11 protein-coding genes are annotated in these 9,528 nt (G+C 73.0%); 5 read left to right on the top strand and 6 right to left on the bottom strand.

The genetic code is table 11. From position 1 onward, the window contains the following. The 4 genes from LE181_RS19095 to LE181_RS19080 all read left to right on the top strand — a co-directional run. Positions 1-361 (top strand): urease accessory UreF family protein (locus LE181_RS19095; RefSeq protein ID WP_308103157.1); only part of this gene is annotated, 361 nt, incomplete at its 5' end. A 205-nt stretch (positions 362-566) separates the two neighbouring features. Beyond that, positions 567-1,262, top strand: a complete 696-nt coding sequence (gene ureG / locus LE181_RS19090) for an urease accessory protein UreG (RefSeq protein ID WP_225662522.1) — start codon at positions 567-569, stop codon at positions 1,260-1,262. Beyond that, positions 1,259-2,056 carry an urease accessory protein UreD gene (locus LE181_RS19085; protein ID WP_225662523.1) on the top strand — a complete coding sequence of 266 codons (798 nt, stop codon included), beginning with the start codon at positions 1,259-1,261 and terminating at the stop codon, positions 2,054-2,056. The genes ureG and LE181_RS19085 overlap by 4 nt, the downstream gene beginning before the upstream one ends. Positions 2,057-2,224: 168 nt before the next feature. Continuing rightward, complete coding sequence (locus LE181_RS19080) at positions 2,225-3,817, top strand: alpha/beta hydrolase (RefSeq protein ID WP_225662521.1); 1,593 nt, start codon at positions 2,225-2,227, stop codon at positions 3,815-3,817. An 88-nt stretch (positions 3,818-3,905) separates the two neighbouring features. Here the strand turns inward: LE181_RS19080 and LE181_RS19075 are convergent, their stop codons facing one another. Continuing rightward, positions 3,906-4,733, bottom strand: a complete 828-nt coding sequence (locus LE181_RS19075) for a TIGR02452 family protein (RefSeq protein WP_225662520.1) — start codon at positions 4,731-4,733, stop codon at positions 3,906-3,908. A 212-nt stretch (positions 4,734-4,945) separates the two neighbouring features. Between LE181_RS19075 and LE181_RS19070 the strand changes: the two genes are divergently transcribed. Then, positions 4,946-5,338, top strand: coding sequence for an SSI family serine proteinase inhibitor (locus tag LE181_RS19070; protein WP_225662519.1), 393 nt, complete (start codon positions 4,946-4,948; stop codon positions 5,336-5,338). 29 nt (positions 5,339-5,367) lie between these two features. On the opposite strand, the gene LE181_RS19065 is transcribed toward LE181_RS19070, so the two are convergent. From LE181_RS19065 to LE181_RS19045, 5 genes are all read right to left on the bottom strand, one after another. Next, complete coding sequence (locus LE181_RS19065) at positions 5,368-5,526, bottom strand: hypothetical protein (protein WP_190107759.1); 159 nt, start codon at positions 5,524-5,526, stop codon at positions 5,368-5,370. A gap of 106 nt (positions 5,527-5,632) precedes the next feature. Beyond that, positions 5,633-6,586: a cytochrome c oxidase assembly protein gene (locus tag LE181_RS19060; protein ID WP_225662518.1), complete on the bottom strand. Its 954-nt coding sequence runs from the start codon at positions 6,584-6,586 to the stop codon at positions 5,633-5,635. Positions 6,587-6,688: 102 nt separating this feature from the next. Further along, positions 6,689-7,714 (bottom strand): 6-phosphofructokinase, encoded by a 1,026-nt coding sequence (locus LE181_RS19055; protein ID WP_225662517.1) that lies wholly within the window; start codon positions 7,712-7,714, stop codon positions 6,689-6,691. 117 nt (positions 7,715-7,831) lie between these two features. Then, the gene (locus LE181_RS19050; protein WP_190107762.1) at positions 7,832-8,560 is read right to left on the bottom strand and encodes a type 1 glutamine amidotransferase; all 729 of its coding nucleotides are present in this window, start codon (positions 8,558-8,560) and stop codon (positions 7,832-7,834) included. Positions 8,561-8,589: 29 nt separating this feature from the next. Beyond that, the coding region (locus LE181_RS19045) for a Mur ligase family protein (protein WP_225662516.1) at positions 8,590-9,528 on the bottom strand (939 nt) is incomplete at its 5' end.

The following is a 9,528-nucleotide window of genomic DNA, read 5'->3' as shown; positions in this document are numbered from 1 at the left end:
ACCCGCGCTCGACGCCCTCGGCGCCGAGCGGCCGCGCGGCGCCCACCAGCCCGTCGTGCTCGGGCTGCTCGCGCGCGCCGCCGGCCTCGGGCCGCTCGACGCCGCGTACGCCGCCGCGTACGAGGCGGTGAGCGGGCCGGCGACGGCCGTGGTGCGGCTGCTGAGCCTTGACCCGTTCGAGGCGACGGGGGTGCTGGGGCGGCTCGCGCCGGAGCTCGATGTCGTGGCGGCCGCGGCTGCGGAGGCGGCGGGGCGGGCCGTTTCCGAGGGCCCGGACGTCCTGCCCGCCCCTTCGGCGCCGCTGCTGGACATCACGGCGGAGCAGCACGCCGCTTGGCCGGTGCGGCTGTTCGCCACGTAAGGAAGTGTTCCCCAGTCCCGCCCCTTCGCCGTTTCCCGGGGCTCCGCCCCGGACCCGGTCCTCAATCGCCGGACGGGCTGGAAATCCAGCCCGTCCGGCGATTGAGGACACCGCGCGGAGCGCGGTCCGGGGCCGGGGGCTTGCCCCCGGGATACGGCAAAGGGGCGGGACTGGGGACAGCCACACCCAACCCCCCGGAGGGACCATGCACCTCGATCACCCCGACACCTTCCCCCACCGGCACACCTACGGCCCCGCCGACCCCGTCCGCCCCGACGGGCGGCGCCGTGCCCTGCGCATCGGTCTTGGCGGACCCGTAGGTTCCGGCAAGACGGCCACGGTCGCCGCCCTGTGCCGGGCTCTGCGTGACGAGCTGTCCATCGCCGTCGTCACCAACGACATCTACACGCGCGAGGACGCCGAGTTCCTCCTGCGCAACGCGGTGCTGCCGCCCGAGCGGATCGCCGCCGTGGAGACGGGCGCCTGCCCGCACACCGCCATCCGCGACGACATCTCCGCCAACCTCGAAGCCGTCGAGGACCTGGAGGACGCGGTGGGCCCGCTCGACCTCGTCCTCGTCGAGTCCGGCGGGGACAACCTCACCGCCACCTTCTCCAAGGGCCTGGTCGACGCCCAGATCTTCGTCATCGACGTGGCCGGCGGCGACGACATCCCCCGCAAGGGCGGCCCCGGCCTGACCACCGCCGACCTCCTCGTCGTCAACAAGACCGATCTCGCCCCCTACGTCGGCGTCGACCTGGAGGGCATGGCCCGCGACGCCAAGGCCCAGCGCGGCGAACTGCCCGTCGCCTTCACCTCGCTGGCCGCGGAGGGCGGCGTCGCGCCCGTACGCGACTGGGTGCGCGAGCAGCTGGTGGCGTGGACCGCACGCACGCCATGACCGCCCCCGCTTCCCCGGCCGCGCCCGGGCTGCGCGCCGCCGCGCGGATCGTCGCCGCGCCCGACGGCAGAGGAGGCACCGCGCTGCCCGTGCTGGACGGCTCGGGCCCCTTCGCCCTGCGGCGGCTGCGCCCGGACGGCCCCGAGGCCCGGGTCGCGCTCGTCGGCGCCATGAGCGCACCGCTCGGCGGTGATCTGCTCGCCCTCACCGCCGAAGTGCGGGCGGGCGCCGCGCTGCGCTTCACCACCACGGCCGCCACGATCGCCCTGCCGGGCCGCACGGGTGCGCCCGCCGCGTACGACACCGTGATCGGCGTGGGGGAGGGGGCGCGGCTGTGCTGGCTCCCCGAGCCGCTGATCTCCGCCCGCGGCAGCGACCTGCGGACGACGACCCGCGTCGACCTCGCCGCCGGTGCCCGCCTGGTGCTCCGCGAGGAGCAGGTCCTGGGCCGGGCGTCCGAGCCGCCGGGGCGACTGGCCGCCCGGCTGACCGTGCGGCTGGCCGGGCGCCCGCTCTTCGACCAGGAGCTGTGCTACGGGCCCGGCGCGCCCGGCTGGGACGGCGGTGCCGTGCTCGGCGGCCATCGCGCCGCCGGTCAACTCCTGGTCGTCGACCCGGCCTTCGACCGGCATCCGGTGCCCGCCCGCCCGTTGGGGGCGACGGCCGCCGTCGCCCCGCTCGCCGGCCCCGCGGCCGTGGTGAGCGCGGTGGCACCGGACGCACTGGCCCTGCGCAGACTGCTGGATGCGGCGCTATCCGAACTGAACGCCACAACTCGGAAGTCCCGGAGGTAGTCGGGGTGAAAGGTACCTCTCGTGCCCTTCCGTGTTTCGTCACGTTTACGGATTAGTAAAGAACGCCCGCCCACCCTGTCCTTTGTGGGATGGGAGGCGAAAGGATTCCCCCTTGCAGACCGCGTGATCATCGCCGCCTCGGGCGGCACTCAGCAGGGGGATTCACACGTGAGATCAAACGCGATATCCGCTGCCACCGTGGTGGCAAGCGCGCTGGTCGCCGGGTTCCTGACCGCCCCGGCCGCCGGCGCCGCGGAGGCGGTGCCGGGCGGCGCCGCCGAGGCCAAGGGCGTGAAGATCGCCGCCGAGCGGGCGGCGAAGGCCGGCATCAACTGGCAGGACTGCCCTGCCGACTGGGGCCTGGAGAAGCCCATCCAGTGCGGGTTCGTGACCGTCCCCGTCGACTACGCCAAGCCCAACGGGCCCACCATCAAGATCGCCGTGGACCGCGCCCGTTCCACCGGCACCGCCGAGGAGCGCCAGGGCTCGCTCGTCTACAACCCCGGTGGCCCCGGTGGTTCCGGCCTGAAGTTCCCGCGCAAGATCACCACCAAGAGCCCGATCTACACCAAGATCGCTCAGGCTTACGACTTCGTCGGCTTCGACCCGCGCGGCGTGGGCCGCTCCGCGCCGATCTCCTGCGTCGACCCCCAGGAGTTCGTCAAGGCCCCCAAGGCCGACCCGGTGCCCGACAGCGAGGCCGACAAGCGCGCCCAGCGCAAGCTGGCCAAGGAGTACGCGGACGGCTGCGCCGAGCGCAGCGGCAAGCTCCTGCCGCACCTCACGACGCCGAACACCGCCCGTGACCTCGACGTCGTCCGCGCCGCCCTCGGCGAGAAGAAGCTCAACTACCTCGGCGTCTCCTACGGCACCTACCTCGGCGCCGTCTACGGCACGCTCTTCCCGGACCACGTCCGCCGCATGATCGTCGACAGCGTCGTCAACCCGGCCCGGGACAACATCTGGTACAAGGCCAACCTCGAACAGGACATCGCCTTCGAGGGCCGCTTCAAGGACTGGGAGAGCTGGGTCGCCAAGTACGACTCGGTCTTCCACATCGGCGACACCCGCGACAAGGTCCAGCAGGAGTGGGAGAAGCTGCGCGCCGCCGCGAAGAAGCAGCCCATCGGCGGGGTCGTCGGCCCGGCCGAGCTGATCAGCTTCTTCCAGAGCGCCGCCTACTACGACTCCTCCTGGGTCTCGGTCGCCGACACCTGGAAGAAGTACCGCGCCGGTGACGAGAAGGCGCTCGTGCAGGCCGCGGGTCCGGACCTGAGCGACAAGGCCGGCAACATCGCCTCGGAGAACAGCAACGCCGTCTACACCGCGGTCGAGTGCGCCGACGCCAAGTGGCCCACCAGCTGGAAGAAGTGGGACCGCGACAACACCCGCATCCACCGCCAGGCCCCGTTCATGACCTGGTCCAACGCCTGGATGAACCTGCCCTGCGCGACCTGGAAGGCCCCGCAGCAGAACCCCATCGAGGTCGCCACGCACAAGGGCCTGCCCAAGACCCTCATCGTGCAGTCCGACCGTGACGCCGCCACCCCCTACGAGGGCGCGGTCGAGCTGCACAAGCGCTTCCGCGGCTCGCAGCTGATCACGGAGAAGGGCGCCGGCTCGCACGGTGTCACGAGCCTCAAGAATCCGTGCATCAACGACCGCGTCGACGCGTACCTCCTCACCGGCAAGACCGACGGCACGGACGTGACGTGCACCCCGCACGCCACCCCCGAGCCGCCGAAGGCCGCGACGAAGTAAGGCACACACGCACCCGCCGGGGCCGAGCCCCGGAACACCGCGCGCCCCGGCCCCCAAGGGCCGGGGCGCGTCGTCGTTGTCGTCCGGGTCAGCGCCCGGCCGGGGCGAACACGGCGGTGAAGGCCGCCCGCGTGGGGGAGTCGGCGCGGCGGTCCAGGACCGCGAAGACGACGTGCTCGAAGCGGTGCGCGAAGCGGCCCGCACCGGTGAGGTGGGCGGCGAACGCCGCGGCGACCTCCCGCGGGTCGTTGCGGAAGACCCCGCAACCCCAGGCGCCGAGCACCAGCCTGCGGTAGCCGTGCGCGGCGGCGACCTCCAGGACCCGGCCCGCCCGCTCGGCCAGCACCGCGGGGACGCGGCCCGTCTCCTGCGGCACACGCTGGGCGATCACTCCCGCGTTGGGCGCGGGCGACGTCAGGAAGCCCGCCGCGTAGGGGGATTCCAGCAGCGTGCCGCGGTCGTCGCGGAAGACCGGGACGCCGGGGGAGTGGATGACCCGGTGGCTGTAGAACGGGCTCGTGTCGGCACGGTGGGCCGCGTAGAACTCCGGGGCCTCGCGCAGGCACGCGTAGAGCGCCGAACCGCGGCAGAGCGCCTCCTCCTGCGCCTGCGCGCCGTTGAGGTAGCCGCCCCCGGGATTGCGCGCGGAGGCGAAGTTGAGGACGGCCACCGGGCCGTCCGGCGCCAGGCGGCGCGACGCGTCCAGGCTGCCCTCGCCCGTCACCTCGAACACCGTCGCCGCCCCGGCCTCCGCGTCCGGCACGGCCACCGGCCCGGGCCCGTGGAGCACGGTGTCCCGCCGCGCCCTCCGCACCGCGCCGGCGAAGTCCACCGCCCGGCCGCCGGGCGTCGTGTAGCCACCGGAGGCGACGATCACCTCCGTCATCCGCGCGACCTCGCGCAGCCGCGCACTCATGCGTCGTCCCTCGTCAAAAGCTGTGTCACAAGCGCCGAGCGTACGACCCGCCGGCCCCCGCCCGCGCGGGATTTTCCGCAGGTCACCCGGGACGGCCGACCGGGTGGCCGGCGACCCCCGCACGGGTGAGCGCACGGTGCGGCCGCTTGCCGCGCGCGCCCCCGCGCGGTGCCCTGACGCGGGCAACCCCGCGCCCGTAGGAGGCCACCACCATGTCCGTACGCACCACCGCGGCCGCAGCGGCTACCGCCACCGCCCTCCTCGCCCTCCCCCCGGCCCCGGCGCAGGCCGACGGCAAGGGTGAGGGGCGCTTCCTCCTCACCGTCTCCGGCGCCCAGAACACCTGGATCCGCGGGGTCCAGCTGGTCTGCCCCGGCCCGGGCGGACACCACCCGCACGCACCCGAGGCATGCGAGAGCCTGCGCCTGGCGAACGGCCGGCCCGACGCGCTGCCCGTCGACCTCGCGCGCGTGTGCACCCAGGAGGAGGACCCGGTCACCGCGACCGCCACCGGCCAGTGGAACGGGGCCGCGGTCGCCTGGCGGAAGACCTTCCCCCACGCCTGCGCCCTGGATGCCGCCACCGGGCCCGTCTTCCGCTTCTGACCGCGGCCACGACCGGGGGGGCAGATGCCTCAGGCGCCGCGCGCCGCCAGGGAACCGATGGTCGCCAGCCCCAGCACCACCCACGTGAACCACAGCCAGCCGTTGCTGCCGATCGTCACGGTGTAGGCGGTCACCAGGACCAGCCCGCCGACGGTCATCGCCGCCATCGCCTTCGCCGATCCGGGCATCCCGCACCTCCTCACGGCGGCCCGGGTGGGAAAACGCGCGGACCGCGGCCAGGAGACCATCGTCTCCCCACCGCGGTCCGTACCGCCATACCGCTGACCGGCCCCGTCACTGCCCCCGCGTGTTCAGCGAGGCCAGGTAGGCGTTGTAGGCGGCCAGCTCCTTGTCACCGTTGCGGTCCGCCGCCCGGTCGCTGCGCCGGGCCTGCCGCTGCTCCGAGCGGTACCACTGGTAGACCAGTGCCAGCAGCACCACGACCGAGGGGATCTCGCTGAAGGCCCAGGCGATGCCGCCGCCCGCCTGCTGGTCCTCCAGCGGGTCGATGCCCAGCGACGCCGGCGGGTGCATGTACGTGCCGATCATCGGCTCCGAGGCCATCATCAGCGCGATGCCGAAGAACGCGTGGAAGGGCATGCCGGCGAACAGCTCCAGCATCCGCATCACGTACCCCGGGCGGTGCGGGCCCGGGTCCACGCCCATGATCGGCCAGAAGAACACCAGACCCACCGCGAGGAAGTGCACCATCATCGCGATGTGGCCCGTCCTGCTCTCCATGAGGAAGTCGAAGAGCGGGGTGAAGTACAGGGCGTACAGGCTCGCGATGAACAGCGGGATCGTGAACACCGGGTGCGTGATGACGCGCATGTAGCGGCTGTGCAGCAGCGAGACCAGCCACTCGCGCGGGCCCTTGCGGCCGCGGCCGGCCGCCGGCAGGGCCCGCAGCGTGAGCGTCACGGGAGCGCCCAGCAGGATCAGGATCGGGGAGAGCATGCTGATGACCATGTGCTGCACCATGTGCACGCTGAACATGACCATGCCGTAGTCGTTGAGCTTGGTGCACATCACCAGCCAGACGCTCAGCACACCGAGGACGAACGCCACCACGCGGCCCCAGGGCCAGGCGTCCCCGCGCCGCCGCAGCCGCACCACGGCCCAGCCGTAGAGCCCCAGACCCAGCAGACAGCCGATCATGAAGAACGGTTCGCCACTGAACTGCAGACCCCGCTCCAGCGTGAACGGCGGCATGTCCATATGCATCATGCCGTGCCCGCTGTGATCCATCCGCTCTCTCCCATTTCGCACCAATGCGCCGGGACCAGAGTAGAGCCGCCCCCGGCCGGGACTCCGGCCGGGGGCGCCCGGTGCGAGCGGGGCCGGGTCAGCTCACAGCACGCACTCCACCTCGGTGTAGCGCTCCTCCGGCACGGTCTTGAGCCGCTCGACGGCGGCCGCCAGCGGCTGCAGGACGATGTCCGTGCCGTGCAGCGCCGTCATCATCCCGAAGGCGCCCTGGTGCACCGCCTCCACCGCGTGCCAGCCGAAGCGCGTCGCCAGGACCCGGTCGTAGGCGGTCGGGGTGCCGCCGCGCTGCACGTGGCCGAGGATGACGGGCCGCGCCTCCTTGCCCAGGCGCCGCTCCAGCTCACCCGCCAGCCGGGTGGCCACGCCGGAGAACCGCTCGTGCCCGTACACGTCCGTGGGGCCCACTGCGAACTCCATGGACCCCGGGCGCGGCTTGGCGCCCTCGGCGACCACCACGATCGCGAACCGCTTGCCCGCCAGGAAGCGCTTGCCGACCACCGCGGTCAGCTCGTCGATGTCGAAGGGACGTTCCGGCACGACGATCGCGTGGGCGCCGGCCGCCATGCCCGAGTGCAGGGCGATCCAGCCCGTGTGGCGGCCCATCACCTCGACGATGAGGACCCGCTGGTGCGACTCGGCGGTCGTCTTCAGCCGGTCCAGGGCGTCCGTCGCCACGCCCACCGCCGTGTCGAACCCGAAGGTCACGTCGGTGGCCGCGATGTCGTTGTCGATGGTCTTGGGGACGCCCACGACCGGCAGGCCGGCGTCCGACAGCAGCCGGGCCGCCTTGAGGGTGCCCTCGCCGCCGATCGGTATCACCGCGTCCAGGCCGAGGTCGGCCACGTGCTGCCTGGCCCGCTCCACGCCGTCGCGCAGCTGGGCGGGCTGGACCCGCGAGGAGCCGAGGATCGTGCCGCCGGTGGCCAGGATGCCGCCCACGGCCTCCAGGTCCAGCGGGCGGTAGTCCGCCTCCAGCAGGCCGCGCCAGCCGTCGTGGAAGCCGATGACCTCGTCGCCGTGGTCGGCCACGGCACGGTGCACGACGGAACGGATGACGGCATTGAGACCGGGGCAGTCGCCGCCGGAGGTGAGAACACCGATGCGCATGACAGGGGGACCTTTTTGATCAGGGCCGCAACGGGCCGGAGACCGGACCGGACCCCGTCGTCCGGTGGAATCCCCGCCACCCTAACCGGGCCGGGCGGCGGGGATCGCGACCGTCCGCTATGCGGGCTGTGTCGCCGCGGCGATCCGCTCGGCGCGCAGCGCCTCGTACCAGCGGTCGTCGACCGGCGGCAGGGCGTTGACGTCGAGCGCCAGCTTGATCAGCAGGTCCGCGATGTGCGGGTTGCGGGCCATGACCGGACCGTGCATGTACGTGCCGAAGACGGTCTCGTTGAACGCGCCCTCGGTGCCGTCGCCCGTGCCGTTGCCCTTGCCGAAGCGGACCCGGGCGAACGGGCGGGCCGTGGGGCCCAGGTGGGTGACGCCCTGGTGGTTCTCGAAGCCCGTCAGCGGCGGCAGGCCCAGCTGCGGGTCGATGTCGGCGAGCACGTCGCCGACGCAGCGCTCGCCCTCGCCCCGGGTGCTGACGACGTCCAGCAGCCCCAGGCCCTGCTCGCGCTGGCCCAGGTCGTTGATGAACTCGTGGCCCAGGATCTGGTAGCCGGCGCAGACCGAGAAGACGATCGCGCCGTTGGCGACGGCCCGGTTCAGGCCGCCGTCCCGGCGCAGCCGCTCGGCCGCGAGCCGCTGCGGACGGTCCTCGCCGCCGCCGATCAGGTAGATGTCCCCGGAGGTGGGGATCTGCTGGTCGGAGCGGACGTCGACGCGCTGGACGTCCAGGCGGCGCTGGTGGGCGCGCCGCTCCAGGACCAGGACGTTGCCCTGGTCGCCGTAGGTGCTGAGCAGGTCGGGGTAGACCCAGACCACACGCAGACTGTTCTGGCTCATGCTCACAATCCTTTGAGTCTGTCCGTGGGTCAGTTGCCGACGCGGCGGCGGACGTCCTGGAACGCGGTGTAGTTCGCGATCAGCTCGATCCGGCCGGGGGGCGCCGCCTGCACGGCCTCGTCCACCGTCTCGCAGACCCGGAACTCCAGGCCCGCGACCTCCAGGCGCACCGCGAGGTCCAGCTTGCGGTCACCGATCACGAAGATCGGGTGCCCGGCGAGCCGGGGGTAGTCCACGTCCCACAGCCACGAGGTGTCCGTGCCGTCCGCGCCACGGGCGTTCACACCCAGGATCACCGGCGCCGGCGGCCCGTCGATCAGCGAGAACGTCTCCAGCCAGCCGGCCGGGTTCTTCGCCAGCAGCAGCCGCACCTCACGGCCGAGGAACGACACCACGTCGAAGCGGCCCGCGACCGCCTGCACCTGGTACATCCGCTCCAGCGCCACCTGCGGGGGCACCCCGAAGGTCGCGGCCACGGCGGCCGAGGTGGTGGCATTGGCCTTGTTGGCCCGGCCCGGCAGCTGCAGGTGGATCGGCCACGCCGAGCCGTGCGGGTCGAGGACGTAGTCCCCCGACAGCGCCCAGCTGGGGGTGGGCCGCCTGAAGCCGCACTCACCGCAGAACCAGTCGTCGCCCGGGCGCTGCATCACACCGCCGCAGGAGGGGCACGACCAGGCGTCGTCCTTCCACTCCTGGCCGGCCGCGACCCACACCACGTTCTGCGACGAGGAAGCGGCCCACACGATCAGCGGGTCGTCCGCGTTCGCGATGATCACGGCCTTGCTGCCGGCCAGGCCCTCGCGCCACTTCTCGGCCAGCATGCGCGTCTCCGCGGCCCGGTCGAGCTGGTCGCGCGAGAGGTTCAGCAGCGCTATGGCCTTCGGCGAGACGTCGCGGGCGACGCCCGCCAGGTACTTCTCGTCGACCTCGATCACGCCGTAGCGCGCGTCCGAGCCGCCGGCCAGGGC

It is taken from the genome of Streptomyces sichuanensis (assembly GCF_020328095.1).
Taxonomy (GTDB): Bacteria; Actinomycetota; Actinomycetes; order Streptomycetales; family Streptomycetaceae; genus Streptomyces; species Streptomyces cinnamoneus.
Note: the sequence above shows the minus strand (reverse complement) of the source record. Positions and strands in the feature narration are given on the sequence as shown.

Coding starts and splice junctions, on each gene's coding strand:
- LE181_RS19070 (WP_225662519.1), top strand. CDS start 4,946: ATGTCCGTACGCACCACCGCGGCCGCAGCGGCTACCGCCACCGCCCTC.
- LE181_RS19060 (WP_225662518.1), bottom strand. CDS start 6,586: ATGGATCACAGCGGGCACGGCATGATGCATATGGACATGCCGCCGTTC.
- LE181_RS19085 (WP_225662523.1), top strand. CDS start 1,259: ATGACCGCCCCCGCTTCCCCGGCCGCGCCCGGGCTGCGCGCCGCCGCG.
- LE181_RS19050 (WP_190107762.1), bottom strand. CDS start 8,560: ATGAGCCAGAACAGTCTGCGTGTGGTCTGGGTCTACCCCGACCTGCTC.
- LE181_RS19055 (WP_225662517.1), bottom strand. CDS start 7,714: ATGCGCATCGGTGTTCTCACCTCCGGCGGCGACTGCCCCGGTCTCAAT.
- LE181_RS19075 (WP_225662520.1), bottom strand. CDS start 4,733: ATGAGTGCGCGGCTGCGCGAGGTCGCGCGGATGACGGAGGTGATCGTC.
- ureG (WP_225662522.1), top strand. CDS start 567: ATGCACCTCGATCACCCCGACACCTTCCCCCACCGGCACACCTACGGC.
- LE181_RS19065 (WP_190107759.1), bottom strand. CDS start 5,526: ATGCCCGGATCGGCGAAGGCGATGGCGGCGATGACCGTCGGCGGGCTG.